The sequence below is a fragment of the Janthinobacterium sp. SUN137 genome (assembly GCF_030587265.1).
In the GTDB taxonomy this organism is placed as follows: domain Bacteria; phylum Pseudomonadota; class Gammaproteobacteria; order Burkholderiales; family Burkholderiaceae_D; genus Janthinobacterium; species Janthinobacterium kumbetense.
Genome location: NZ_JAPWHZ010000004.1, coordinates 633,207 through 658,032 on the forward strand (window position 1 = coordinate 633,207; position 24,826 = coordinate 658,032).

Annotated in this window: 24 protein-coding genes; 19 read left to right on the forward strand and 5 right to left on the reverse strand. The window is 65.0% G+C overall.

Annotated elements, in window-relative coordinates:
- Positions 1-93 precede the first annotated feature (93 nt).
- Together O3298_RS23340 and O3298_RS23345 are read left to right on the forward strand one after the other, a co-directional pair.
- Complete coding sequence (locus tag O3298_RS23340; protein WP_305060632.1) at positions 94-960, forward strand: pirin family protein; 867 nt, start codon at positions 94-96, stop codon at positions 958-960.
- Between the two features lie 53 nt (positions 961-1,013).
- On the forward strand, positions 1,014-1,715 hold the full coding sequence (locus O3298_RS23345; protein WP_305060633.1) for an isochorismatase family protein: 702 nt from the start codon (positions 1,014-1,016) through the stop codon (positions 1,713-1,715).
- 6 nt (positions 1,716-1,721) lie between these two features.
- Here the strand turns inward: O3298_RS23345 and O3298_RS23350 are convergent, their stop codons facing one another.
- Positions 1,722-2,453, reverse strand: a complete 732-nt coding sequence (locus O3298_RS23350) for an ABC transporter substrate-binding protein (RefSeq protein ID WP_305060634.1) — start codon at positions 2,451-2,453, stop codon at positions 1,722-1,724.
- Positions 2,454-2,705: 252 nt separating this feature from the next.
- Here O3298_RS23350 and pnuC point away from each other — a divergent pair, with 252 nt between their 5' ends.
- Together pnuC and O3298_RS23360 are read left to right on the forward strand one after the other, a co-directional pair.
- Positions 2,706-3,296, forward strand: coding sequence for a nicotinamide riboside transporter PnuC (pnuC, locus tag O3298_RS23355; protein ID WP_289905697.1), 591 nt, complete (start codon positions 2,706-2,708; stop codon positions 3,294-3,296).
- A 332-nt stretch (positions 3,297-3,628) separates the two neighbouring features.
- Positions 3,629-6,196: a TonB-dependent receptor gene (locus O3298_RS23360; protein WP_305060635.1), complete on the forward strand. Its 2,568-nt coding sequence runs from the start codon at positions 3,629-3,631 to the stop codon at positions 6,194-6,196.
- Here the strand turns inward: O3298_RS23360 and O3298_RS23365 are convergent.
- Positions 6,193-6,996, reverse strand: coding sequence for a response regulator (locus O3298_RS23365; protein ID WP_305060636.1), 804 nt, complete (start codon positions 6,994-6,996; stop codon positions 6,193-6,195). The two genes, O3298_RS23360 and O3298_RS23365, sit on opposite strands and share 4 nt — an antisense overlap.
- A gap of 349 nt (positions 6,997-7,345) precedes the next feature.
- Here O3298_RS23365 and O3298_RS23370 point away from each other — a divergent pair, with 349 nt between their 5' ends.
- Genes O3298_RS23370 through O3298_RS23385 form a run of 4 tightly spaced genes read left to right on the forward strand, consistent with a single transcriptional unit; the run spans position 7,346 to position 12,030 of the window.
- Complete coding sequence (locus tag O3298_RS23370) at positions 7,346-7,876, forward strand: spore coat protein U domain-containing protein (RefSeq protein WP_099665656.1); 531 nt, start codon at positions 7,346-7,348, stop codon at positions 7,874-7,876.
- Positions 7,877-7,888: 12 nt separating this feature from the next.
- Complete coding sequence (locus tag O3298_RS23375) at positions 7,889-8,617, forward strand: molecular chaperone (protein WP_305060637.1); 729 nt, start codon at positions 7,889-7,891, stop codon at positions 8,615-8,617.
- 57 nt (positions 8,618-8,674) lie between these two features.
- Entirely contained in the window at positions 8,675-11,023 is a 2,349-nt protein-coding gene (locus O3298_RS23380) for a fimbria/pilus outer membrane usher protein (RefSeq protein ID WP_305060638.1), read from the forward strand.
- Positions 11,023-12,030: a spore coat U domain-containing protein gene (locus O3298_RS23385; RefSeq protein WP_305060639.1), complete on the forward strand. Its 1,008-nt coding sequence runs from the start codon at positions 11,023-11,025 to the stop codon at positions 12,028-12,030. Before O3298_RS23380 ends, O3298_RS23385 begins: the two co-directional genes overlap by 1 nt.
- Here the strand turns inward: O3298_RS23385 and O3298_RS23390 are convergent.
- Positions 12,027-12,263, reverse strand: a complete 237-nt coding sequence (locus O3298_RS23390; RefSeq protein WP_305060640.1) for a hypothetical protein — start codon at positions 12,261-12,263, stop codon at positions 12,027-12,029. The genes O3298_RS23385 and O3298_RS23390 overlap by 4 nt on opposite strands.
- A 254-nt stretch (positions 12,264-12,517) precedes the next feature.
- Between O3298_RS23390 and O3298_RS23395 the strand changes: the two genes are divergently transcribed.
- The 3 genes from O3298_RS23395 to O3298_RS23405 all read left to right on the forward strand — a co-directional run bounded on the left by O3298_RS23395 (position 12,518) and on the right by O3298_RS23405 (position 14,727).
- Positions 12,518-13,075, forward strand: a complete 558-nt coding sequence (locus O3298_RS23395) for a helix-turn-helix domain-containing protein (protein ID WP_305060641.1) — start codon at positions 12,518-12,520, stop codon at positions 13,073-13,075.
- A 161-nt stretch (positions 13,076-13,236) separates the two neighbouring features.
- Positions 13,237-13,674: a CHRD domain-containing protein gene (locus O3298_RS23400; protein ID WP_305056670.1), complete on the forward strand. Its 438-nt coding sequence runs from the start codon at positions 13,237-13,239 to the stop codon at positions 13,672-13,674.
- Positions 13,675-13,773: 99 nt separating this feature from the next.
- The gene (locus tag O3298_RS23405) at positions 13,774-14,727 is read left to right on the forward strand and encodes an AEC family transporter (RefSeq protein WP_305060642.1); all 954 of its coding nucleotides are present in this window, start codon (positions 13,774-13,776) and stop codon (positions 14,725-14,727) included.
- Positions 14,728-14,994: 267 nt separating this feature from the next.
- On the opposite strand, the gene O3298_RS23410 is transcribed toward O3298_RS23405, so the two are convergent.
- Positions 14,995-15,648: an FMN-binding negative transcriptional regulator gene (locus tag O3298_RS23410; RefSeq protein ID WP_305060643.1), complete on the reverse strand. Its 654-nt coding sequence runs from the start codon at positions 15,646-15,648 to the stop codon at positions 14,995-14,997.
- Complete coding sequence (locus tag O3298_RS23415) at positions 15,649-16,110, reverse strand: OsmC family protein (protein WP_289899463.1); 462 nt, start codon at positions 16,108-16,110, stop codon at positions 15,649-15,651.
- Positions 16,111-16,218: 108 nt separating this feature from the next.
- Here O3298_RS23415 and O3298_RS23420 point away from each other — a divergent pair, with 108 nt between their 5' ends.
- The 8 genes from O3298_RS23420 (at position 16,219) to O3298_RS23455 (ending at position 24,705) form a co-directional block, all read left to right on the forward strand.
- Positions 16,219-17,694 carry a PLP-dependent aminotransferase family protein gene (locus O3298_RS23420; protein WP_305060644.1) on the forward strand — a complete coding sequence of 492 codons (1,476 nt, stop codon included), beginning with the start codon at positions 16,219-16,221 and terminating at the stop codon, positions 17,692-17,694.
- Positions 17,695-17,732: 38 nt separating this feature from the next.
- On the forward strand, positions 17,733-18,296 hold the full coding sequence (locus O3298_RS23425) for a DNA-3-methyladenine glycosylase I (RefSeq protein ID WP_289919345.1): 564 nt from the start codon (positions 17,733-17,735) through the stop codon (positions 18,294-18,296).
- Complete coding sequence (gene mnmC, locus O3298_RS23430) at positions 18,296-19,927, forward strand: FAD-dependent 5-carboxymethylaminomethyl-2-thiouridine(34) oxidoreductase MnmC (RefSeq protein WP_305060645.1); 1,632 nt, start codon at positions 18,296-18,298, stop codon at positions 19,925-19,927. Before O3298_RS23425 ends, mnmC begins: the two co-directional genes overlap by 1 nt.
- Positions 19,928-20,140: 213 nt before the next feature.
- Entirely contained in the window at positions 20,141-20,638 is a 498-nt protein-coding gene (locus tag O3298_RS23435) for a rhodanese-like domain-containing protein (RefSeq protein ID WP_289912315.1), read from the forward strand.
- A 19-nt stretch (positions 20,639-20,657) separates the two neighbouring features.
- On the forward strand, positions 20,658-21,644 hold the full coding sequence (gene epsC, locus O3298_RS23440) for a serine O-acetyltransferase EpsC (protein WP_305060646.1): 987 nt from the start codon (positions 20,658-20,660) through the stop codon (positions 21,642-21,644).
- A gap of 7 nt (positions 21,645-21,651) precedes the next feature.
- Complete coding sequence (locus tag O3298_RS23445; protein ID WP_034784364.1) at positions 21,652-21,876, forward strand: helix-turn-helix domain-containing protein; 225 nt, start codon at positions 21,652-21,654, stop codon at positions 21,874-21,876.
- Between the two features lie 119 nt (positions 21,877-21,995).
- Positions 21,996-22,928, forward strand: a complete 933-nt coding sequence (locus tag O3298_RS23450; RefSeq protein WP_071325557.1) for a family 2A encapsulin nanocompartment shell protein — start codon at positions 21,996-21,998, stop codon at positions 22,926-22,928.
- Positions 22,903-24,705 carry a family 2A encapsulin nanocompartment cargo protein cysteine desulfurase gene (locus O3298_RS23455; protein ID WP_305060647.1) on the forward strand — a complete coding sequence of 601 codons (1,803 nt, stop codon included), beginning with the start codon at positions 22,903-22,905 and terminating at the stop codon, positions 24,703-24,705. Before O3298_RS23450 ends, O3298_RS23455 begins: the two co-directional genes overlap by 26 nt.
- Positions 24,706-24,826: the final 121 nt, after the last annotated feature.

Consider the following 24,826-nt stretch of genomic DNA (forward strand, 5'->3'; position numbering starts at 1 on the left):
GGAACGCTGATGGCATATTTTACCGTCTACCGCCTTCATCGTTGCAAGCGTATTCTGTCTTCATCGTAATGCAAACCCCAACAGGAGATCGAGATGAACACAGTCACAGGTATCTACAGCGCACCCCGCCAGCACTGGGTCGGCGACGGTTTTCCCGTGCGCTCGATGTTTTCGTATAACGGCCATGGCAAGCAGCTGAGCCCATTCCTGCTGCTCGACTATGCCGGCCCCGCCGAGTTTGCGCCCGGCACCCGTCCGCCCGGCGTCGGCTCGCACCCGCACCGCGGCTTTGAAACGGTGACCATCGTCTACAAGGGCGAAGTGGCGCACCGCGATTCGACTGGCCAGGGCGGCGTGATCGGCCCCGGCGACGTGCAATGGATGACGGCCGGCGCCGGCATCCTGCATGAAGAATTTCACTCGCCTGCCTTCACGCAGTCGGGCGGCACCCTGGAAATGGTGCAGCTGTGGGTGAACCTGCCGGCCAAAAACAAGATGACGGCACCCGGCTACCAGGCCATCACCAGCGGCACGATTCCCACCGTGGCGCTGCCGGACGATGCCGGTTCCGTGCGCGTGATCGCCGGCGACTTCGACGGCCAGCATGGCCCGGCCCGCACGTTCTCGCCGATGCAGGTGTGGGACATGCGCCTGGCCCAGGGCAAGCTGACGCAGCTGCCCGTGCCCCGAGGCTGGAGCACGGCGCTGATCGTCCTGCATGGCACGGTGCTGGTCAACGGCGAGAGCGTGGTGCGCGAAGCGCAGATGGCGCTGTTCGAGCGCGATGGCGACAGCATCACCATCGAAGCGAACAACGACGCCGTGGTGCTGCTGCTGAGCGGCGAGCCGATTGACGAGCCCATCGTCGGCCATGGCCCCTTCGTCATGAACAGCGAAGCGGAAATCGCGCAGGCGTTCGAGGATTTCAACAGCGGCCGCTTTGCCCGCATCGAGAAGTAGTGTGTGCAGTACCCATGCCGCATCCCGCGGCATGGTTTTTTGAGGAGACCACCATGAGCACCCCCGCCAACTTTCAAGGTTTGCCGCCGATGATCGATCCCGACGACGCCGTCATGCTGCTGATCGACCACCAGAGCGGCTTGTTCCAGCTGGTGCGCGACATCGAGCAGCACGTGCTGCGCGGCCATGTCACGGCGCTGGCCAAGCTGTCGCGTCTGGCCAACATGCCGACGTTTACCACCGCTTCCGTGCCCGACGGCCCGAACGGCCCCCTGATCCCGGAAATCCACCATTTCAACCCGGAAGCGGTCTATATCCCGCGCACGGGCCAGATCAATGCCTGGGACAATCCGGCCTGGGTCGAAGCCATCGAAAAGACGGGCCGCAAGACCCTGCTGATCGCCGGCACGCTCACCAGCGTGTGCATGGCTTTTCCCACCATCAGCGCGCTGGCGGCCGGCTACAAGGTGTTTGCCATCATCGACGCCTCGGGCAACTGGTCGAAGATGGCCACCGACATCACCATGGCGCGCGTGACGCAGGCAGGCGCCGTGCCGATCGACACGTATGCCGTGCTGGCTGAAGTGATGAGCACCTGGAACCGCGCCGACGCGATGGCGTTTGCCGCCATCATGACGGACCACATCGTGCCGCCGTACCGCGCCCTGATCGAAAGCTACGACAAGGCGCAGGGCGTGCAAAAGAACGGCCGCGAAACGAAGCTGGAAATCCTCGAAGCGGCCAGCAAGGGCTGACCGCCGCTACGGCGCTTCGTAGCTGCTGCGTATCGCCGCCAGCACGCCGCGTTGTTCCAGGCGCGTGATGGCGGCGTTCAGGCGCGCGAGGTCGTCGGCGCTGGTCGTGCGCGCATTGAGCATCAGGTGCACGGGGGCGCGCAGGACGAGGAAGGGCAGGGTGTTCAAGGCTACGCCCTGCAGGCGCGCTTCGTGGCGCACGGCCAGCACGTCGCCCAGCAGCAGGTCGGCGCGGCCCGCATCGAGCATGCGCACGCCTTGCTGGAAGCTGCCGAACGCATTCAGGCGGCCAGCCTTTTCCAGCGCCGGCCGGGCCGCCGCGTACTGCGCGCCATACCAGCCCACCTTGGGCGCCAGCAAGGTCGAGTTGCCGCGCATGAGCTGCGCGAAGCTGGCGATCTGGCGGTGGCCGGCGGGCGCGCCGGATTTGCTGAAGAGGCCCACGGCTTCGTCGCGATACGAGAGGGAAAAGCGGGCATAGGACTGGCGCTCCGGCGTCTCGGACGCGGCCAGCATCAGGTCCAGCCCCCCTTTCTGGAACAGCAGCTGGCGCCGCGCGGTGGGCAATTCCGGCAAGGTGACGAGGGTGCACCGGGCTTCCTTGAAAATGGCTTGCAGCAACTCCAGGTCCAGGCCCGTAAAGCGGCCCCGGGCATCGCGGTAGATATACGGCGGCCACTGTTCCAGCGCCATCGTCATGCGGCAAGCCACGGCGGGCAGGGCAGTTATGCCGAGCATTGCCGCAAACAGGAGATGGCGCATGCGCATATGGAGGTTTCCAGGAGTTTCAACTTGATATTCAATTTGCCAGAATGGCCGCGGAAGTCAAGGGCTGAGGCTGCGGAAGGCGGGCTTGGTTCGCATTTCTTCGATGTTTGCGCGTTTTTTGCCGCTTTTCCCCATGGAAATCGCCTCCGGCGCGGTGAACACCGTGCAGTGTAATCGGCTATAGTGGCGCGGTGCCACCACTGCCCCGCAAAGGAAGACCGCTTGACTGCCCCGCTCGAGATCGCCGCCAATGTACTGATGACTGCCTCCATCATCCTGGCCGGACGCAATAATATTCATTCCTGGTGGATCGGCATGGTCGGCTGCGTGCTGTTTGCCGTGCTGTTTTTCCAGGTCAACCTGTATGCCGACGTGATGCTGCAACTGTTTTTCATCGTCACCTGCGTCATCGGCTGGCTGCAATGGCGGCGTGGCGCCGGCGGCAAGCCGTTGCCGATCACGCGCACGGGCTGGCGCAGCCTGGCGTGGGTGGTGCCGGCCGGCATCGCCTCCGTGGTGATCTACGGCATGCTGCTGCACCGCTTTACGAATGCCTACGCGCCGTTCATCGATTCGGCAGTGTTGGTATTTAGCATCATCGCGCAATTCCTGCTGATGAGCCGGCGCATTGAAACCTGGGCTTTCTGGCTGCTGGTCAACACCGTGGCCGTGCCGCTGTACTACAGCCGCGGCCTGCACCTGACGGCTGTGCTGTATGCGGCTTACTGGGTCAATGCCGTGATTTCCTGGTATTGGTGGAGCGTGCAGGCGCGCCGTGCGGCGCTGGCGCCAGTGGCGCATGCCGATGCTTGAATGTTGTCAAACGACAAGTCCTTAGATTCAAATCGTATATACAATCAATTTTTAATTCGTTCACGCGATAAAGACACCGGGATATAGTGGCCTTTCCCCGCTTACCGGTGTCTTTTATGTTGCGTTCTACCCCTTCTGCCAGTTTTTACGCTATTCGTCATCAGCTGACCATGCAATGCATGGCGCAGTGGATGCCGATGCGTGCCCGTCCACGCATCCCCTAAGTCACTCCATCCATTTCGTTGTCGTTTGCCCGCTGGCCCACCCGGTCCGCGTGCCCCTGCTCGGCCTTTTTTATCGGAAAAAGGCTGCAATCCCAATAAGAGGAAACCATGTTCAAACCACTCGCCATCAGTCTTGCCATCGCCGCTGCCTTTCCCGCTGTCACCACTCTTGCCCATGCCGAAGACGACATGCTGCGCGTGAATGTCACCGGATCGAATATCCGCGTCAGCGAAAAGGAGGGCGCCAGCGCCGTGCAGGTCATCACGGCCAAGGAATTGAAAGCCGGCGGCAAGACCAGCGTGTCGGACGTGCTGCGCGCCATCTCCGCCAACAGCGGCAACAGCTACAACGAACAATATACGGGCAGTTTCTCGGCCGGCACCTCGGGCCTGTCGCTGCGCGGCATCGGCCAGCAAAACACCCTGATCCTCGTGAATGGCCGCCGCGTGGCCAGCTATGCCACGGCGCAGGATTTGCAGCAGACCTTCGTCGACCTGAACAGCTTGCCGATGGCGGCCGTGCAGCGCATCGAAGTGCTCAAGGATGGCGCCTCGTCCGTGTACGGCTCCGACGCCGTGGCCGGCGTGGTCAACATCATCCTGTACAAGGAATTCACGGGCACGGACATCACGGCGCAATGGGGCGGCTCGACACAAGGCACGGGCCAGCATGAAAAGAGCGCGGCGCTGCAAACGGGTTTCGGCAAGCTCGAGGAAGATGGCTACAGCGTGGTCTTCTCCGTCGACGCGCAGCAGCGCGACAAGCTGCAGCAAAGCGACGTGGCATGGCTGCGCGATGCCGATTACCGCAAGCAGCAGCGCGGCAGCCTGGGCTGGGCTGTCACGAATTACGCGGGCAACGATCCCACGCAGACCCTGGGCGGCGTGCGCGGCCCGCTGCAACTGGTGTCGTACAACGATATCAATCCCGATCGCAGCGGCCAGGTGCTGGCCTACAATCCGGCGCCGTATAAAACGCTGATTCCGGGCATCCAGCGCATCCACTCCTCGCTGCGCGGCACCCTCAAGCTGAACGCGGACACGGAAGCCTATGTGGACTTGCTGCACAGTTATTCGCGCGCCGACCAGACCTTCAGCGCGCCGTTGAGCGTGAATAACGCCACGCGCGTGTGGAACAACAGCACCAAGCTGCTCGACACCATCCCCGTGGTGCTGCCCGTGGGGCACCCGAACAATCCGGGCACGACGCCCTTGCCCTTCACGGCCACCCTGTTCGACCTGGGGCCGCGCCTGAAGCAGGACCGCGTCACCTTCTACCGCGCGCTGGCCGGCGCCAAGGGCACTTGGGCGGGCTGGGACTGGGATACGGCCGTGGCCCATTCCAGCAGCAAGCTGGAGGAAACGGTGCAGAACTTCGTCAACCGCTACGAATTCCAGAAAGTGCTGGCCGAAGGCAGCTACAATTTCTTTGATCAATCGCAAAACAGCGAAGCGGTGCGCAACCGCCTGCGCCTGTCGACCCTGCGCCCGGCCGAATCGACGCTCGACACGCTCGACTTCTCGGCGGCCAAGGATATCTGGGACTTGGCCGCGGGTCCGCTGGGCTTTGCCGCCGGCGCTCAATGGCGCCGCGAAAAGATGGATTCGCAAACCTCGACGGCCGTGCTGTCGGGCACGGAACTGCGCCCCGCGCTCAATATCATCAACGGCTCGCGCAATGTGTCGGCCCTGTTCGCCGAATTCAACGTGCCCGTGGTGAAGGATCTGTCCGTCAACGTGGCCGGCCGCGCCGACCATTACAGCGATTTCGGCAATGCATTTTCGCCGAAAGCCAGCGCGCGCTACCAGGCGGCGCCATGGTTGTTGCTGCGCGGCACTGTTTCACGCGCCTTCCGCGCGCCGTCGCTGCCGGAAATCACCGACAGCACGGCCGTCAGCTATACCAGCGTGATCGATGCCCGCGATCCGCTGACGCCGACGCAGGCGCGCGGCGTGACGGTGATGACGATCGCCAATCCGAACCTGCGCCCCGAGCGCTCGAAAAACCTGAACCTGGGCGTGGTGGTGTCGCCCACCAGCAGCTCGAGCATCGGCCTCGATTACTACCGCATCAAGCAGGATGGCGTGATCGGCACGGCCAGCGCCACCACCATCCTCGAGAATGAAGGCACGGCGCCGCAACAGATCACGCGCGGCGCCGATGGACGCATCACGACCCTGTACCGCCAGTTCCGCAACCAGGGACAGCGCGAAGTGTCTGGCATCGATATCGACCTGCGCCAGCGCTTTGTCGACAAGGACTGGGGCAAGCTGACCCTGGCAGGTCAGCTGAGCCGCGTGCTGCGCTTTGCCGAGCCGCTGTCCGATGGCGCGCCGCTCACCAACGGCGCCGGCACCAATCACTTCGGTTCCATTCCGAAATGGCGCGGCGTCAGCTCGGCCACCTGGGAACAGGGCAAATGGTCGTCGACCCTGACCTGGAACTATGTGGGCAGCTATGCGCAGGAGACGCACCTCGATGAGTCGGTGGCCGCCTTCAGCACCTTTGACGCGACCAGCAGCTGGCAGGTGACGCCACAGGCGAACGTCACCTTCATCGTGCAAAACCTGGCCAACAAGCGCGCGCCCTGGGACTATGCCTCCACCGGCTTTGACTTTACCCAGGCCGACCCGCGCGGACGCGTTGCGGCGCTCAAGCTGAACTACAAGTTCTAGCCGCCCGCCGCCTGCCGCTGGCTCGTCTGCTCCTGCAGGCGCTGGCGGTAGGCGCTGGGGGGCACGCCCATGCGTTCGCGAAAGGCCGTGGCGAAGTTGCCCGCGTTATGAAAGCCGATCAGCAGGGCGATATCCTGCACGTCGATGTCCGTCTGCTGCAGCAATTCCACGCCGCGGGCAATGCGCGCTTCGCGGATGAAGGCGAAGACCGTCATGCCCGTCTGCTCGCGGAACATCAGGGTCAGCTTTTCGCGGTAGGTGCCGACGCTGCGGGCGATCTCGGACAGGTTCGGCAGGCTGCCCAGGTTGTCGAGAATAAGTTGCTTAACGGCATTAACGAAGACCAGGTCGGGATGCTGCAGCTTGTCGCTGATCGGTGCCGTCGCCGGCAGGGTACTGTTGCTTTTACGCATCAATCCCAGGTGGATATGGATGCGCGCGGCCAGTTCTTCCGGCGTAAATGGCTTCGAAATGTAGTCGACGCCCCCCACCTGCAAGCCCATGATGCGTTCCTTGGCGGCATCGGCGCCGCTGAGGAAGATCACGGGTATCTGTTCCGTTTCGGGATTGGCCTTGAGCAAACGGCACGCCGTGTAGCCATCCATCTCGGGCATGCGCACATCGAGCAGGATCAGGTCGGGGTGCGTGGCCAGTGCCAGCTGGTAGCCCTGGTAGCCGTTGAACGCGATGCTGAAACGATAGGGCTGCTCGCTGAGCAGCTCCATCAGCATGCGCTGCTCGAACGCGGAATCGTCCACGAGCAAGATGTTCTTTTTGATGGTTTCGCTGGTCAATGGCATGGCATGGATGACTTAACCAAATAACAAGTTGTGGCTTATTATGCCTCGCTTTTTCTTTTTTTTCTGCTTTTCTCGTGTTTCAAAAGATGTTTCTCCGCCAGAAGAAGCGCAGATTTCCCAGATCGCCAATAATTCATTCGTGCATTGATTTTAAGCAATGTCGATTGCTAAAAAATCTGTTTTGCCAATGCTGCAAAAAGTGCCGGAGTCCCCGGGTTCCTGACTCCCGGCACATGTATTTTGTCGTCCTGGTTTGCGTGCCCAAGAAAACGCCGGCAATACCGTGACTATCCTCGACGCCCCTCAAATTGGCGGGCTCATTAATGATGTTCCATCATCAGGAGGTATCATGTTGCGAGTTATTTTCCCCCGTCTTATCGTTGCCGCCAGCGTGGCTATTGCCGCCACGGCGCTTCTGCCACGTGGCGCCGACGCAGCCGTGTATCTGAATGGCAGCGCCAGCACCACCTTCGACGTCACCCTGAAGATCATCGCCAATTGCACCATCGCGGCGGCCAATCTCGACTTTGGCCAAAGTCAGGGTGTACTGGCTACTGCCGTGAACGTCAATACGACCGTGAATGTCACCTGCACCAATACCACGCTGTATAACGTGGGCTTGACGGCGGGAACGGGCACCGGCTCGACCGGCACGACGCGCTACCTGAGTGGTACCGGCGGCAACCTGGGAACGGTGCAATTCAATCTGTACCAGACGGCCGGCAGCACCTTGTGGGGCGATACCCAGGGCACGAATACCGTCGGCGGCACCGGCAACGGCTCCTCGCAGCCGATCACGGTGTACGGCAATATTCCGCCGCAGGCGACACCGGCGCCCGATACCTACAAGTCGACCATCACGGCCACCGTTTACTTTTAAGCCAGGCGCCGCGTGAAGGCCGGTGTTGTTTCCCTGATGAAAGGCGTGCTGGCGCTGCTGGCTTGCTGCGCCGCGGGCGCGCACGGTGCCAGCCTGCAGATTTCGCCGGTGACGCTCAATTTGCGCGCGGCGCAGAATGCGGCCGGCCTCACCCTGCAAAACCTCGGTGACCAGCCCATCTACGGGCAAGTGCGGGTATTCGTCTGGGACCAGCGCGATGGCGAGGAAACGCTGGCGCCGACGCAGGAGCTGGTGGCCAGTCCGCCGATCGTCGAAATCGCCGCCAACAGCCGGCAGACCATCCGCCTCGTGCGTGCCCAGGCTGGCCCTGTCGCGCAGGAAAAGACGTATCGCGTGCTCATCGATGAAGTCAGCCGCGAGGATGAGGCGGGCCGCAGCGGCGTCGATATCCGCCTGCGCTATTCGGTGCCCGTGTTCGTGCTGCCGGCCGGTGCTCCGGGCAAGGAAGTGCTCGACTGGCAAGTTTTCCGCGAACAGGGCGAGTGGATGTTGCGCATCAAGAACAGCGGCAATTTCCATGCGCAGATCGGTGCGATGACGTTGACGAACCCGGCGGGCAAGGAGTTTGTCATCAGCAAGGGGCTGTTTGGTTATGTCCTGGCGGCACGTATGCGCGTCTGGCGCCTGCCCGTTGCCAAGGAGGCCGAACTGGATGGGCCGTTGAGTATTGCGGTAAATGTGAATGCCAAGGCACTCATTGCCAAGACTTCGACACCTTGAACATGGCTGCCATGACGGGGCGGCTTGCTGTGCGCCCCGGGTGCAAGCGGCCACACCATGAAACGCGCACTGGCAGCGTGGCTGTTGCTGGTCATGGCGCCGCTGGCCAGGGCCGATGGCGCGGCGGGCCTGACGGGCGCCGATCCGGGTCCTGCCAGCTTGCCCAGCGATCCGGCGGCGCCGAATGAACTGTATCTGGAGGTCACTGTGAATGCTGAATCAACCGGGCTGATCTTGCGCTTTACCCAGGTGGGCAAAGGCTTGCGCAGCAGTGTGGCGAACTTGCAGCAGCTGGGGCTGGACCCCGCGCGCCTGGTCGCACCCGGTCAGACCGAGGTGGCGCTCGACGCGATTCCCGGACTCAGCTATGAATATGATGCGGCACGCCAGAGCGTGTCGCTGCGGGTGGCGGACGACTTGCGCTCGCCTTACCGCATCAGCGCGCGCACGGCGGCGCAGACGCCGCCATCGACGGTCACGCCCGGCGCCGTCCTCAATTACGAAGCCTATGCGGAACTGGGCCGGACGCGGCGCGCCGCCATCTTCAACGACTTGCGCTACTTCAATGACAGCGGGGTCTTCAGCAATACCGGCACCGTGAACCTGGGGTCGGACCAGCGCAAGTACATGCGCTTTGACACCTTCTGGAGCCACGCCGACCCCGACACCTTGCAAACGTGGCAAGTGGGCGACCTGATTTCTTCGTCGCTGAGCTGGAGCCGCGCCGTGCGCGTCGGCGGCGTGCAGTGGCGCAAGAATTTCCAGCTGCGCCCCGACTTGCTGACCTTTCCCGTCGCTTCCGTCGATGGCACGGCGCTCGTGCCTTCGTCGCTGAGCCTGTATGTCAATGGCGTACAGCAATATGCTGCCAGCGTGCCCAGCGGGCCATTTGTGCTGAACCAGGTGGCCGGCATCAATGGCGCAGGGCAAGCCACCATTATCACGCGCGATGCGCTGGGGCGCAGCGTGACGACCGTGTTGCCCCTGTATGTCGATACGCGCATGCTGGCCAGCGGCTTGAGCGATTACTCGGTCGAGGCGGGCGCCGTGCGGCGCGACTATGGCCGCCGCCTGTTCGGCTATGAACGGCAACTGGTTGCCAGCGCTTCCGGCCGCCACGGCGTCAGCGACAACTTCACCCTCGAAGGCCATGCGGAACTGGCCGCCGGCCTGTATCAGGCGGGGGCGGGCGCGCTGGTGCGGCTGGGCCAGGCGGGTGTGCTGAGCGGTTCGCTGTCGGCCAGCGCCGGCCGCAGCCGTGGTGCGCAGCTGGGTGCCGGCTATCAATACATGGGGCCGCGCTTCAGCGTCGATGTGCAAAGCGTGCGCGCCAGCGCCGGCTTTGGCGACCTGGCCTCGCGCGACGGCAGCGCCGTGGTGCGCGCGGCCGACCGCCTCACCGTCAGCCTGCCATTGCCTGCAGGAAGCAGTATCAGCAGCAGCTATATCAGCTACCGCACGCCTGGCGCGCCGCCATCGAAACTGGCTACCGTGGGCTATTCGGCCACCCTGTTCCACGGCCTGTTCTTCAACGCCAGCCTGTTCCAGGACTTGCGGCAACGCGAGAAGCGGGGCTTTTACTTTGGCTTGAGCATGGCTTTCGACAATAATCTGGCCCTCAGCGTGAACAGCAGCCGGCAAAACGGCGAGAGCGGCCGCAGCGTCAGCGCGCAGCGCGCGGCGGACTTTGGCGGCGGCTTCGGCTGGAGCGTGCAGGCTGGCACGGCAGGCAGCAATGCCTACCGGCAGGCGCAAGTGGAATACCTGGGCAACGACGGCCGCGTGAGCGCGCGCACGCAAAGCAGCAGCATGGGCAGTGCCTCCTCGCTGGGCGCGGCCGGCGCGCTGGTGCTGATGGATGGCCATGTCGAGGCGGCGCGCCAGGTGGGCAACGGTTTTGCGCTGGTCTCCACGGGCGGCGTGGGTAATATTCCTGTGCTGCATGAAAACCGCCAGATCGGCGTGACAGGCAGGGGCGGCTATCTGCTGGTGCCGAATTTGAATCCCTATGGCAATAACCAGATCAGCATCGCCACGGATGAGCTTGATGTTGATGCGCGGGTGCCTGTGAGCAATATCAATGTCGTGCCGCAATACCTGGCGGGCGTGCTGGCGGCCTTTCCCATCGAGCGTTACAGCGCGGTCACCGTCATCGTCCAGGATGCGCAGGGCAAGGCGCTGGCCACGGGCTTGCCCGTGTTGCACGTGCAAAGCGGCAAGCAGACGGTGGTGGGATTCGACGGCATCGTTTTCGTCGACGACCTGCTCGAACAAAACGAGTTGCAAGTCGGCGAAGGCGACGGCGCATGCACGCTGCGTTTTGCCTATGTGCGTCCGGCCGCGGGCGGCTTGCCCGTGATCGGGCCGTTGCGCTGCGCCGCTGCCAGCGCCGGGGCAGGCCGCTGATGCGCCGCCTGCTGCTATGGCTGACCCTGCTGCTGGGCTGCGCCTGGGGCGGCGTGGCGCAGGCGGCCGATACCTGCACGGTCAGCGTGACGAATATCGATTTCGGCACCGTCAGCCCGATTTCCGGCACCGATCACGTGGCGCAGGCCACGGGGACCTTCAGCTGCCTGTTTTCGTCGCTGAACCTGGGGCAATTGCTCACGCCCAATGCGCAAGTGTGCATCTCGCTGGGGCTGGGCACGAATTCCACGTCGGCCCTGCCGCGCAAGCTGGGCAATGGCAGCAACCGCATGGAGTACAACGTGTACGTGGACAATTCGTATGCGACGGCGAAGATATGGGGCGGCGCCGGCGTGGCGGGCGCGCCTTCGACCTTTGGCATGATCCTGTCGGCCGGCTTGCTGGCCCCGCCCGGCACGTATTCCACCACCTTTACCGTGTACGCGAAGATCCCTGCCGGCACCGCCCTGGCCGCCGTGCCCACGGTCGCCAACGCCAATACCGTCTATACGTCGAGCTTTGCCGGCGTCGGCACCTACACCTACACCACGTATGGCCTCGTCAACTTGCAGGGTTGCACGGCCACCAGCGGCAGCTTCGGTTTCACGGTGAATGCCACGGCTGTCAACGATTGCACCATCACGGCCACGCCGATGGCGTTTGCGAACGCCTCCATCCTGACGGGCAACTTGCGCAGCACCAGCACCTTGTCGGTGCGCTGCGTCAATAACAACGCTTACCAGATTGCCCTCAACGGCGGCAGCGTGGCGGCCAATGTGGCCAATCGGCAAATGAAGAACACGGTGACGACGGACAAGGTCAGCTATTTGCTGTCCGCCACCCTCGATGGTGCGCCATGGGGCGATGGCACGGCAGGCACGAGCATGGTGACGGGGACGGGAACGGGCGCCAGCGTGCCGCTGACGATCTACGGCCGCGTGCCGGCGCAGGTGTCGCCGCGCCCTGGCGATTACAAGGACACGGTGACGGCAACGATTTACTTTTAGAACGTGACGGTGACGAGGTCGGCGCCCGATGGCGCTGCCTGCTGGTGCAGAAAATAGGGCGTGTTGTGCTGGCAGCGCACCTGGGCGCTGCCGCGCTGCGAGACGATGGTGCACGCATCGTGGACGACGAAGGTGGCCTGGAACGATGCGGAAGAGACGGTACCTGCGGTGGTGGTCTGGCAAACGGCAAGGGCAAACAGGGCTGGCAGTACGGCAAGCTTCAAAGGAGTCATCTTGGATGCATCTGGCGAAAAACGGGCGTGGTCAGCGATGCCGCATGGCAAGGCTGACACCATTTTTCGTACCGGGTTGAGGGGGACAGAACGAGCCATGATTGTACTGGAACAAGAAAAGTGTGGGTTTGTGCGTATTTTCAGGCCGCCATCATGGGGTGAGCGTAGCTTTCAAGATGATAGTAACTAAGTTTCCGTATTGCAACTGAAATACTTTTTCGATTGTTGTGTTGAATCAACGTGAGGAGATGGTCATGAAACATACCAACTTTAATAATTTGCCTTGCCCGATCGCACGCAGCCTGGGCAAGGTGGGCGAATGGTGGAGCATCCTCATCCTGCGCGAAGCGTTTTACGGCAAGACGCGTTTCGACGAATTTGAAAAAAGCCTCAAGATTGCGCCCACCATCCTGACGCGCCGCCTGGCCGACCTGGTGGAAGGGGGCTTGATGACGCGCCGCCTGTATTGCGTCAAGCCGCCCCGCTACGACTATGTGCTGACCAAGTCCGGGCGCGCCTTCAAGCCTGTCTTGCTGGCGTTTATTGCCTGGGGTAATGAAAACTTCGCGCCTGAAGGCGCCAGCCTCGTCATCGCCAGCCGCGACACGGGCCTGGCCGCCGATCCGGTGCTGGTCGACGCCACGACGGGCTTGCCCATCAACGACGAGTACTACGCGTTCGCGCCAGGGCCTGCCGCCAGCGACAGCATGCGCAGCATCATCCTCGATGCGGAAAAAAGCAGCGGCATCGCGCCCAAGCCGAAGGCGCCGGCCGCCAACCGCGGCTGGGTGGCGGAAGGCCACCTGGCCTGAACACGAGTTGGCAGGCGAGCAGCAAGTTTGGCGTACAGCAAAGCGGACACGGCGGCATGGCGTTACTGTCGCACTATGCAACTCAAGTGCGGCGTACGCCCGGCTCGGCTGTACGGGCAGGGCGCCATCCGTGATCCGATGTCCGTTGAGGGAGTATTGCGATGAGCACACTGCAACAACACGTACGCCGCGCCGCCAGCGTGCTGGCGCTGGCCGCCCTGCTGGGCGCCTGTTCCCACGGCCCGCATCACCCGGGCGGCCTTGACGTCACCTTGACGGGCGCGCAGGAAGTGCCGGCCAATACCAGCACGGCCAGCGGCAGCAGCAATATCCGCGTCGCCCACGACCGCAGCGTCAGCGGCGGCGTGCGCTACACGGGCATGGTGGCCACCGTCGCGCACATCCATGAAGCGCCCGCCGGCGCCAACGGCCCCGTCATCGTGCCGCTGGTGAAAACCGCCGAAGGCATGTTTTCCGTGCCGGCTGGCACCATGCTCACGCCGCCCCAGTATGCGAGCTACCAGGCCGGCAACCTGTACGTGAACGTGCATAGCGCCGCCTATCCGGCCGGCGAGATCCGCGCTCAGCTCAAACCCTAGCCGGCCGCCTGCGTTTTTCCGAAAACCTCCTTGGGCCGCGCGAGCGGCCTTTTTTTGCGCCAGGCGGCCGGCCGGTGCAGCGCGCTACAATGGCGCTCCATGCTGACCATCCTCGCCATCACCTTTCCCTTCTTCGCCCTGGTGCTGTGCGGCTACCTGGCCGTGCGGCGCAAGCTGCTGCCGCTGGCCGCCATCGGCGGCTTGAACAGTTTTGTCCTGTACTTTGCGCTGCCCTGCATGCTGTACCGCTTTGGCGCCGCCACGCCCATCGCCCAGCTGCTCGACGCCAGCGTGTTCGGCGTCTACCTGCTGTGCGCCCTGATCATGGTGGGCGTCACCATGGCCATGACCCTGAGCCACCGCATCGACTGGAACAACGCCGCCTTCGGCGCGCTGGTGGCGGCCTTCCCGAATACGGGCTTCATGGGCGTGCCCCTGCTTTTGACCTTGCTCGGTCCCCGCTCCTCGGGTCCCGTCATCGTCACCATCGTCGTCGACATGCTCATTACCAGCTCGCTGTGTATCGCCCTGTCGCGCATCGGCAGCGGCGGCGCGCACGGCAGCCGCGCCGCCGTCATGAATGCCCTGAAGGGCATGGTGGGCAATCCGATGCCGTGGGCCATTGTGCTCGGTGCCCTGACGTCGTGGCTGGAACTGGCCTTGCCCAAGCCTTTGATGCAGACGGTGGGCCTGCTGGCCGACGCCGCCTCGCCCGTCGCCCTGTTTACCATCGGCGCCGTGCTGGCCCGTTCGCAAATGAGCACGGCCGACCCGGCGCCGATGAAAGAGTACGTGCCCGTGGCGCTGAAAAAACTGCTGCTGCATCCGCTGCTGGTGTGGGGCATCGGCCACGCGGCCATCGCGCTGGGCGCGCCGCTCGATCCGTTTGCGCTGACCTGCATGGTGCTGGTGGCTTGCCTGCCCAGCGCCAGCAACGTCTCGCTGCTGTCGGAACGCTTCGGCGCGAACACGGCGCGCATCGCCCGCATCATTTTGGTCTCGACGGCGCTGTCGTTTCTGACGTTTTCGGCGGCCGTCAGCTGGCTGGCGTGAGGGTGGACGCGTTGGCCCGGGCCGCGCCTCGCGCCTTGCGCATCATCGTGAGCACTGCGCAGCGCGCATCGCCCGCATCATTTTGGTCTCGACGGCGCTGTCGTTTCTGACGTTTTCGGCGGCCGTCAGCTTGCTGGCGTGAGGGTGGACGCGTTGGCCCGGGCCGCGCCTCGCGCCTTGCGCATCATCGTGAGCACTGCGCAGCGCGCATCGCCCGCATCATTTTGGTCTCGACGGCGCTGTCGTTTTTGACGTTTTCGGCGGCCGTCAGCTGGCTGACTTGACGTTGGCGGCGATCAGCGCGCCCAGGGCCTGCGCCGCGCCGGCTTGCGTGTCCAGCGCCAGGCCATGCGCCATGCTGGCCTGGTCCTGCGTGCTGCGGTTCTGCCCCAGCTTCCATTTGCCCGTGATGCGCGCGAGGGGAATCTCGATGCCGACGATGGCTTTCAAGAGTTTCTCGATGTAGCCGGCCGGCGCATCGCCCACCTTCCAAGGCGCGGCTTGATCTGCCTCATGGCGCGCCGTCAGGCGCTCCACCAATGCCAGCAGCCACGCCGCGTCGTCGACGGCGCGCAGGGGGCCGTGCGCGTGCACGACCGCGTAGTTGAAGGTGGGGACTTCCTTGCCGCTGCGCTGCTTTTCCGCATACCAGGAGGGCGTGATGTAGGCGCGCGGCCCCTGGAAGATCACCATGCAGTCATCCTCACTGCCGGCCGCGCGCCACAGCGGGTTGGCGCGCGCCACGTGGGCGCGCAGGATGCCGAATGGCGCATCAAGCGTGGGCGCGGCGATCTCGAACGGCAGGTGGTCGGCGCACAGGCCATCGGCGCCATGGCGCACCAGCGCGCCCAGCGGATGCGCGGCGATCAGGCCATGCAGCACATCGAGGCGCTCTTCGCGGAAGGTGGAGGGCGTGTACATCTAGTGGGCTCCTTCCACGACCACGTCGGCCGTCAGCGAATTGGCGATGTAGCAGCGCTCGTGCGCGTCGTGGTGCAGGGCGGCCAGCGCCTCGGGCGAGGGCGGCGTTCCCGCGAAGACGATGCGCGGACGCAGCACGATGCGCGTCATGGCCAGGCGCCCGGCGGCATTCTTGCCCAGCTCGCCGACGGCGTCGTCGCGGTAGTCGTCGATGACGTAGCCGCGCTGCGCTGCCAGCGACAGGAAGAACAGCATGTGGCAGCTCGACGTGGCGGCCACCAGCGCTTCTTCCGGATCGACGTTGGCCGCCACCGACATGGGCAGCGGCACGGACAGGGGCGACGACGAAGCGGGTACCGTCAGGCCGCCGTCGAACTGCCATTCATGGCCGCGGCTGTAGCGCTGGCCGGCGAAATCGTGGCCGTCACGCTGCCAGGCCACGGTGGCGAAAAACTGATGCATGGGTGCTCCGCAAGAGTAGAAGGGGGATGCACCATCTTAGCGCCAGTCTTGGCTATTTAAAACAGCCAATAAGTGCTATCTTGAAGCTACCAATTCAAGAATGCCACCATGCCAGTTTCCCACCTGCACCAGATCATCGCCGCCTTGCCGCTGCAGCGCGGCGCCAGCGAACCGCTGTTTCGCCAGCTGTATGCGGCCATCAAGGCCGCCATCCTCGATGGCCGCATGAGTCCCGGCATGCAGCTGCCGCCCACGCGCGACTTTTGCCGCCTGCTGGCCGTGTCGCGCCAGACGGTGCTCAATGCGTATGCGCAGCTGGCGGCCGAAGGCTATCTCGATGGCGCCGTGGGGCGCGGCACCTTTGTCAGCCGCGACGTTCCTCTGCCTGTTCCTGCCGCGGCGCCGGGCTTGCTGCGGCCCCTGTCGGCGCGCGGGCAGGGCGTGGTGGCGGCCATGCGCCAGGTGGCGTTCCACCGGGGGCCGCTGCGCGCCTTTCGCGTCGGCATGCCGCGCATCGACCATTTCCCGTTCGACGTGTGGAACCGCCTGGAAGCGCGGCGCTGGCGCCGTCCCGATCACCATTTCGGCTACAGCGACCCGGCCGGCTACCTGCCGCTGCGCGAACTGCTGTGCGTGTACCTGAAGGCGTCGCGCGGCGTCCAGTGCACGCCGCAGCAGATCGTCATCACCTCCGGCTCGCAGCAGGCGCTGTTTTTGCTGTCGACCATCCTGCTGGCGCCAGGCGACGCGGCCTGGATGGAGTCGCCCGGCTACCGGGGCGCCAGCGGCCCGCTGCGCGCGGCCGGCGCGCGCGTCTTTCCCGTGCCCGTCGATGCGCAGGGGCTGGACGTGGCGTATGGCGTGGCGCATTGCCCGCAGGCGAAGCTGGCGTACGTGACGCCATCGCACCAAATGCCGCTGGGCGTGAGCATGAGTTTGCCCCGCCGCCTGGCCTTGCTGGCCTGGGCCGCGCAAAACAAAGCCTGGCTGGTGGAAGACGATTACGACAGCGAATATCGCTACACGGGCGCGCCGCTGGCCTCGCTGCAAAGCCTGGACCGGGCCGGCTGCGTGGTCTATGTGGGCACCTTGTCGAAAGTGCTGTTCCCGGGCCTGCGCCTGGGCTACATGGTGGCGCCGCCCGCACTGGCCGAAGCGCTGGTGCAGGCCAAGGCCGTGATGGACCGCCACACGGCCATCGTGCCGCAGATGGCGCTGGCCGACTTCATCGCCGAGGGCCACTTTGGCCGGCATATCCGCCGCACGCGCGACAGCAATGCCGAGCGGCTCGACCTGCTGGTGCGTGGCCTGGCGCGCGAACTCGACGACCAGCTCGCCTGCGGTCCGGCCGACAGCGGCCTGGAACTGTGCGCGTATTTCCGCGGCAGCCATGACGAGGAAGCGGTGTCGCGCGCGGGCCTGGCGCGGGGCATCGAATTGCGTCCGCTGGGCCACTATGCCGATCCGGCGGCGGGGCCGGAGTGCGCCACGCCGCCCGGGCTGCTGCTGGGCTTTGCTGCGATTCCCCCGGCCGAGATGGCGCACGGCTTGCAGGAACTGGGGCGCCTCCTGCGCGGCCGATAAACTATACTGGCACTTGCCTGCACATGAAGAACACGACCATGAATATTACCCGCTGCTCCTGGGCCAATCCGGCCAATCCCCGTTATCTCGATTACCACGATACGGAGTGGGGCGTGCCCTGCCACGACGAGCGCCGGCTGTTCGAGATGCTGAACCTGGAAGGCGCGCAGGCTGGCCTGAGCTGGGAAACCATCCTCAACAAGCGCGACACCTACCGCGCCGCCTTCGATAACTGGGATGCGGAAAAGATCGCCGCGTATGGCCCGGACAAGGTGGCGCAGCTGCTGCTCGACCCGGGCATCGTGCGCAACCGCCTGAAGGTGGCGGCGGCCATCACGAATGCGCAAGCCTATTTGCGCCTGCGCGCGGAAGGGCAGACCCTGGACAGCTTCCTGTGGGCGTATGTCGATGGCCAGCCCATCGTCAACAGCTGGCAGACCGGCGAGCGTCCCGCCAGGACGGCCTTGTCCGACAAACTGTCGAAAGATTTGCTCAAGCGGGGCTTCAAGTTCGTCGGTTCGACCATCATCTACGCCTACATGCAGGGTATCGGCATGGTCGACGACCATGCGCCCGCCTGCTTTTGCCGCGCGGGGCATTGATGCGCCGCGCGCTGGTCCTGCTCGACACGGATTTTGACGGCGCCCGCTTGCGTGCCGCCTGCGCGGCGCATGGCGGCCGCCGCCTGCATTACATCGCGCTGGCGCCGCGTCCCGTCGACGCCAACCACTTGCCCGAGCAGTGGCGCGCGCAGTGGCCGCCCTGCGTGCCGGGCCTGCACCGCATGGTCTCGCACGATGGCCTCGTCACGCTCGATGTGCTGATCGGCGAGCCCGATGCCTGCCTGGCGCAATTGTCGGCGCGTGTCGACGAAGTGCACCTGGCCTGGGTGCCGGCAGCCACGCCCGTGCTGGCGCGCCTGATGGTCGATGGCGCCCGCCTGCAGGCCGTGCACCTGGACGAGGCGCAGCGCATGGCGCTGCAAAAGAACGGTTTTGTCTTCGACGAGAGCCGCTTGCGCGCCATGTTTTATGCGCGGCGCGCAGAGCAGGTGGCTGCCGTGGCGCCCGAGCGGCGCGCTATCGTCATCGGCGCGGGCGTGGCCGGTGCGGCCGCCTGCGAACGCCTGGCCGCGCGCGGCTGGAAGGTGACCTTGATCGAACGCCACGCACGGCCGGCCAGCGAGGCGTCGGGCAACCTGGCCGGCATCTTCATGCCGCAGCTGTCGAAGGACGACAATATCGCCACGCGCCTGGTGCGCGCCGCCTACCTGTACTCGCTGCGCTACTGGCAAGATTTGGGCGGCATCGGCAGCGCTTTTGATGGCGCGCAATGCGGCGTGCTGCAACTGGCGCGCGATGACGCGCATGCGCAGGTGCAGCGGCAGATCGCCGCCAGCGGCATGTATCCGCGCGAATTCGCCCGCTGGCTGGAAGCGCCCGAGGCGGCCTCCATGCTGGGCGCGCCGGCGCCCGATGGCGCCTGGTGGTTCGAACAGGGCGGCTGGGCGCGCCCGTCCTCCGTCTGCGCCGCCATGCTGGACGCTTGCGGCGCCTTGCTCACGCGGCGCTTTTCCAGTAGCGCCCTGCGCCTGGAACGCGGCGATCAGGAATGGCTGGTGCGCGATGCGCAAGGCACCCTGATCGCGGCCGCACCTACCGTCATCCTGGCGGCGGGTACGGGGGCCGTGGATGTCGAGCAAGCGGCCGGCCTGCCGCTGGACGCCGTGCGCGGGCAGGTCACGCACCTGGCCGAAGGCAGCTTGCCTTCGTTGCCGTTCGTCGTCTGCCGCGAAGCCTATATGACGCCGGCGCACCAGGGTGTCGTGTGCGTGGGCGCCAGCTACGATGCGGACGCGGACACCACGTTGCGCCCATCGAGCCAGGAAGAAAATATCGCGAAGATCGCCGACATCCTTGGCGTGGCCCCGTTCGAGGCGCCGCTGGCCGGGCGCACGGGCTTTCGCTGCGTGGCGCCGGACCGTTTGCCGTTGGCGGGCGCCTTGCCCGATCCCGGCGTGCCGGGCCGCTGCGAGCGCCTGCGCGACGTGCCCCGCTGGCCCGGCCTGTTCGGCTTGCTCGCTTATGCCTCGCGCGGCCTGATCTGGGCGCCGCTGGCGGCTGAGCTGCTGGCTTGCCAGCTGGAGGGCGAGCCGCTGCCGCTGGAGAGTCAATTGGCCGCCGCTTTGGACCCTGCGCGCTTCCTGCTGCGCGAGCGCCGCCGGAACGCCTGAAAAAGCCCATGGCGTTGTTGTCCTGCCTCGCCGTACGTTCGTACTGTCTTCGGCACTCCGCCTGGCCCTGGGCATTTCCAGACGCTCCCCCTTCGATTTCTCCATATACGTTTTTCAGCTTTCCAAACTCTTTTTAATTTGTTTTCCGAACAACATAAGTTCGCTACAGTGGACTCGTGCTGGTTTTTGACGACGGAATAAAGAGGTGGAAAGATGGCTGCTGAAGAACTGATTTTCGATCCCCGCGCCGCGCACGGCGAGGCGGCGTTTGACGAAGTGCTCAATCTCGCGCGTACCCAGGCGCAGGCGCAAGGCTTGCCGTATGCGGGCATCGTCAGTGCGCAGGATGCATGGCAGCTGGTGCAGGCCGGCAAAGCCGTGCTGGTCGACGTGCGCACGAATGAAGAACGTACCTTCGTCGGCTACGTGCCCGCCTCGCTGCACGTGGCGTGGGCGACCGGCACGTCCATGAACCGCAATCCCCGCTTTACGCGCGAACTGGAAGCGAAAGTGGGCGGCAAGGACGCCGTCGTGGTGCTGCTGTGCCGCAGCGGCAAGCGCTCGGCCGCAGCTGCCGAAGCGGCGGCCAAGGCCGGCTTCACGCACGTCTTCAATATCGCGCAAGGCTTCGAGGGCGACCTCGACGAGCAGCAGCAGCGCGGCCACAGCGGCGGCTGGCGCTGGCATGCGCTGCCCTGGCTGCAAGATTAAATCTCCCTTCAGGATCACCATGAACCAGCGAGCCATCCCCCCCGCCTCCCTAGCCGCGCAGCCGCAGTGGGAATTGCGCCAGATAGTCGATGAATTGCGCGCCGTGCGCGAGCAGTGGCGCGAAGGATTGGCCAGCAACCAGGAGTGCGGCGCGCGCGAGTTCCCGTCGCGCCAGCATTTGCGCGACATCGTCGGAGCCCTGTGCGCGGCCCTGTTCCCCATGCGCCTGGGGCCCCTCGACCTGCAGCAGGAGAGCGAGGATTTCTTTGTCGGCCACACGCTCGACACGACCCTGACGGGCTTGCACGAACAGGTGCGGCGCGAACTCAGTTACCACGCGCGCCAGCATGGCTTGCAGCAGACGGTGTCCATCGAACAGCAGGCGCTGGCCATCGTGCAGCGCTTCGCCCGCGCGCTGCCGCGCATCCGTGCCCAGCTCGACACGGACGTGGCGGCCGCCTTCCATGGCGACCCGGCTGCGCACAGCGTCGACGAAGTGCTGCTGTGCTATCCGGGCATCCTGGCCATCATCCATTACCGCCTGGCGCACACCTTGTATGCACTGGGCGCGCCGCTGGTGGCGCGCATCATCGCCGAAGTGGCCCATTCGCAGACGGGCATCGACATCCACCCGGGCGCCATCATCGGCAGCGGCTTTTTCATCGACCATGGCACGGGCGTGGTGATCGGCGAGACGGCCATCATCGGCGAACGGGTGCGTATCTACCAAGCCGTCACCCTGGGCGCCAAGCGCTTTCCCGCCGGCGCCGATGGCGTGCTGAAAAAGGGACTGGCGCGCCACCCCATCGTGCAGGACGACGTGGTCATCTACGCGGGCGCGACGATCCTGGGACGGGTGACCATCGGCCAGGGCTCCGTCATCGGCGGCAATGTCTGGCTGACCCGCAGCGTGGCGCCCGGCAGCCATGTCACGCAAGCGCATAACCAGCAGGAGGCGCCGGAGTTGCCAGCGCCATCCCACCCCGCTTTTGCCCATCACCCATGAGGACAGCATGTTGATCAAACAGTTTGGACTGGCCGTGCGCCAGTTGCGCGAAGGGCATGGCTGGTCGCAGGAGCGCCTGGCCGAAGCGGCCGACTTGAACCGCTCGTTCATCGGCGAAATCGAACGGGGCGCCGCCACGCCGTCGCTGCTGACGGTGGAAAAACTGGCCGGCGCGCTGGGCATCGGCCTGGCGGGCTTGATGGCGCGCTGCGAGCCGGAATTGGTGGATTAATGCGGGTGGATTAAAACGTCGCGTTGATGGCGATAGCATGTTGAGAGATCAGGGGAGACGCTTGATACTTTATTTGTTTTTCAGATAAGCATATTCACTTTTCTCATTAGGAGTCGTAGATGGCCGAAGCAACCCCCGATAGCCAGTTTGCGCTGGGCGACAACGCCGCGCGCCAGCTGGCCAATGCAAGCAAGAGCGTCCCCCAGCTGTCCACGATTACGCCGCGCTGGCTCGTGCACCTGCTGCAATGGCTGCCCGTGGAAGCGGGTATCTACCGCCTGAACCGCGTGAAAAATCCGAAGGACGTGCGCGTCGCCTGCTCGCAGCGCGACGAGTCGGAACTGCCGCAAACCTTCGTCGACTACGACGACCAGCCGCGCGAATACTTCCTCAATGCCGTCAGCACGGTGCTCGATGTGCACACGCGCGTGTCGGACCTGTACAGCAGTCCGCACGACCAGATCAAGGAGCAGCTGCGCCTGACCATCGAAACGATCAAGGAGCGCCAGGAAAGCGAATTGATCAACAATCCCGACTACGGCCTGCTGGCCAGCGTGCACGACGACCAGCGCATCTTTACCCTGACGGGTGCGCCCACGCCGGACGACCTCGACGAACTGCTGACGAAAGTGTGGAAGGAGCCGGGCTTCTTCCTCGCGCACCCGCTGGCCATTGCCGCCTTCGGCCGCGAATGCACGCGCCGCGGCGTGCCGCCACCGACCGTCAGCCTGTTCGGTTCGCAGTTCCTCACGTGGCGCGGCGTGCCGCTGGTGCCGTCCGACAAGCTGCCCATCGAAGACGGCAAGACGAAGATCATCCTGCTGCGCGCGGGTGAACAGCGCCAGGGCGTGATCGGCCTGTTCCAGCCTGGCCTGGCGGGCGAGCAAAGCCCGGGTCTGTCCGTGCGTTTCATGGGCATCAACCGCCACGCGATTTCGTCCTATCTGATTTCGCTGTATTGCTCGCTGGCCGTGCTGACCGACGATGCGCTGGCCGTACTGGAAGACGTGGAGATCGGTAAATACCATGACTACCCAGACACCTACAAGTGATGGCGCGGCGGGCTTGCCTGCCGTCCCGTTTTTACCCGACGAAGCGACCTTGAACCGCCTGGCGGGAGAATTCTTTGCGCGCCTGCCGGGCTTGGACAAGTCGCCCAGCCTCGGCGGTTCCGGCAGCGTGCTCGATGCGGCTTCCCGCTATGCGAACCGTCCGCCGCCGCAACCCGGTCCTGCGTTCGCCGCCATCGCTCCCGGCGTGGCGACGGCGCAGGTGCCGCCCGTGACGGCGCCCCTGGAAGCGCCGATCGCGCCGGCCCCCGCGTCCGTGCCGACGCCGCGCTTGTCGGCGATCAATGCGCCAGCCGCGCCGTCGCCGTATTATTTTATCGGTGGCGCGCATGGTTATCCCGCGTCGGGCAATGGCCTTGATGGCCTGGCGCGGCAGGGGCAAGGGCAGGCAGCGCCCGATGATGTGCGGGGCCTGTTTGCCACGCCGCAGCAGGCGCCCGCGCGCCAGCTGCCCGTCTCGCCAGCCAGTGGCCAGCCCGCGTTCTATTTCCAGACCGAGCTGCCCTCGGCGACGACGCCTGGCCAGCACCAGACGCCGGCGCCGTTCGATGTACACGCCGTGCGGCGCGATTTTCCCGTGCTGGCCGAGCGGGTCAATGGCAAGCCGCTGGCCTGGTTCGACAATGCGGCCACCACGCACAAGCCGCAGTCGGTGATCGACCGCGTGTCGTATTTCTATGCGCACGAAAATTCGAACATCCATCGCGCGGCGCACGCGCTGGCGGCGCGCGCCAGCGATGCGTATGAAGCGGCACGCGCCAAGGTCGCCAGTTTTCTGGGCGCCGCCTCGGCCAATGAAATCATCTTCGTGCGGGGCGCCACGGAAGGCATCAACCTGGTCGCCAATACCTTTGGCCGCAAGTACATAGCCAGCGGCGACGAGATCATCGTCTCGCAGCTCGAACACCACGCCAACATCGTGCCGTGGCAGCAGCTGGCGGCGGAAAAGGGCGCGACATTGCGCGTGATTCCCGTCGACGACAGCGGGCAGATCATCCTTGATGAATTCCGCAAGCTGCTCAACGGGCGCACCAAGCTGGTGTCCGTGACGCAGGTGTCGAATGCGCTGGGGACGGTCACGCCCGTGGCGCAGATCATCGCGCTCGCGCATGCGGCCGGCGTGCGCGTGCTGGTCGACGGGGCGCAAGCCGTGTCGCACCTGCGCGTGGACGTGCAGGCGCTGGGCGCCGATTTCTATGTGTTTTCGGGGCATAAAGTGTTCGGTCCGACGGGCATCGGCGCCGTGTATGGCAAGGCGGACTTGCTCGAGCAATTGCCGCCATGGCAGGGCGGCGGCAACATGATCGCCGACGTCACGTTCGAGCGCACCGTCTACCAGGGCGTGCCGAACCGTTTCGAGGCGGGCACGGGCAATATCGCCGATGCCGTGGGCCTGGGCGCGGCCATCGACTACGTGCAGCGCATCGGCCTGGAAAACATTGCCGCCTACGAGCACGCGCTGCTGGAATACGCGACGCACCACTTGCAAGCCATTCCCGGCGTGCGCCTGATCGGCACGGCGCTGGACAAGGCCAGCGTGGCCTCGTTCGTGCTGGCCGGTTACGAGCCGGCGGAAGTGGGGCGCGCCCTCAATGACGAGGGTATCGCCGTGCGCTCGGGCCACCACTGCGCCCAGCCGATTCTGCGCCGCTTCGGTGTGGAAGCGACCGTGCGCCCTTCGTTCGCCTTCTACAACACGTATGAGGAAATCGACCGCATGATCGTCGTGGTCAGACGCCTGGCGGGCGCGCGCCGCTGATCTTGCCGCCTTGTCAAGCCGATGCCGCCCCTGCGCCTGCGGGGGCGGCATTGTTGCGTCATGTCACGGACTTTGCGCCTGGCTGGCAGGCGCCCGCAGGCTGGCGGTATAATTTATCCTT

Coding starts and splice junctions, on each gene's coding strand:
- O3298_RS23340 (WP_305060632.1), top strand. CDS start 94: ATGAACACAGTCACAGGTATCTACAGCGCACCCCGCCAGCACTGGGTC.
- O3298_RS23345 (WP_305060633.1), top strand. CDS start 1,014: ATGAGCACCCCCGCCAACTTTCAAGGTTTGCCGCCGATGATCGATCCC.
- O3298_RS23350 (WP_305060634.1), bottom strand. CDS start 2,453: ATGCTCGGCATAACTGCCCTGCCCGCCGTGGCTTGCCGCATGACGATG.
- O3298_RS23360 (WP_305060635.1), top strand. CDS start 3,629: ATGTTCAAACCACTCGCCATCAGTCTTGCCATCGCCGCTGCCTTTCCC.
- O3298_RS23365 (WP_305060636.1), bottom strand. CDS start 6,996: ATGCCATTGACCAGCGAAACCATCAAAAAGAACATCTTGCTCGTGGAC.
- O3298_RS23370 (WP_099665656.1), top strand. CDS start 7,346: ATGTTGCGAGTTATTTTCCCCCGTCTTATCGTTGCCGCCAGCGTGGCT.
- O3298_RS23380 (WP_305060638.1), top strand. CDS start 8,675: ATGAAACGCGCACTGGCAGCGTGGCTGTTGCTGGTCATGGCGCCGCTG.
- O3298_RS23385 (WP_305060639.1), top strand. CDS start 11,023: ATGCGCCGCCTGCTGCTATGGCTGACCCTGCTGCTGGGCTGCGCCTGG.
- O3298_RS23390 (WP_305060640.1), bottom strand. CDS start 12,263: ATGACTCCTTTGAAGCTTGCCGTACTGCCAGCCCTGTTTGCCCTTGCC.
- O3298_RS23395 (WP_305060641.1), top strand. CDS start 12,518: ATGAAACATACCAACTTTAATAATTTGCCTTGCCCGATCGCACGCAGC.
- O3298_RS23400 (WP_305056670.1), top strand. CDS start 13,237: ATGAGCACACTGCAACAACACGTACGCCGCGCCGCCAGCGTGCTGGCG.
- O3298_RS23405 (WP_305060642.1), top strand. CDS start 13,774: ATGCTGACCATCCTCGCCATCACCTTTCCCTTCTTCGCCCTGGTGCTG.
- O3298_RS23410 (WP_305060643.1), bottom strand. CDS start 15,648: ATGTACACGCCCTCCACCTTCCGCGAAGAGCGCCTCGATGTGCTGCAT.
- O3298_RS23415 (WP_289899463.1), bottom strand. CDS start 16,110: ATGCATCAGTTTTTCGCCACCGTGGCCTGGCAGCGTGACGGCCACGAT.
- O3298_RS23420 (WP_305060644.1), top strand. CDS start 16,219: ATGCCAGTTTCCCACCTGCACCAGATCATCGCCGCCTTGCCGCTGCAG.
- O3298_RS23425 (WP_289919345.1), top strand. CDS start 17,733: ATGAATATTACCCGCTGCTCCTGGGCCAATCCGGCCAATCCCCGTTAT.
- mnmC (WP_305060645.1), top strand. CDS start 18,296: ATGCGCCGCGCGCTGGTCCTGCTCGACACGGATTTTGACGGCGCCCGC.
- O3298_RS23435 (WP_289912315.1), top strand. CDS start 20,141: ATGGCTGCTGAAGAACTGATTTTCGATCCCCGCGCCGCGCACGGCGAG.
- epsC (WP_305060646.1), top strand. CDS start 20,658: ATGAACCAGCGAGCCATCCCCCCCGCCTCCCTAGCCGCGCAGCCGCAG.
- O3298_RS23445 (WP_034784364.1), top strand. CDS start 21,652: ATGTTGATCAAACAGTTTGGACTGGCCGTGCGCCAGTTGCGCGAAGGG.
- O3298_RS23450 (WP_071325557.1), top strand. CDS start 21,996: ATGGCCGAAGCAACCCCCGATAGCCAGTTTGCGCTGGGCGACAACGCC.
- O3298_RS23455 (WP_305060647.1), top strand. CDS start 22,903: ATGACTACCCAGACACCTACAAGTGATGGCGCGGCGGGCTTGCCTGCC.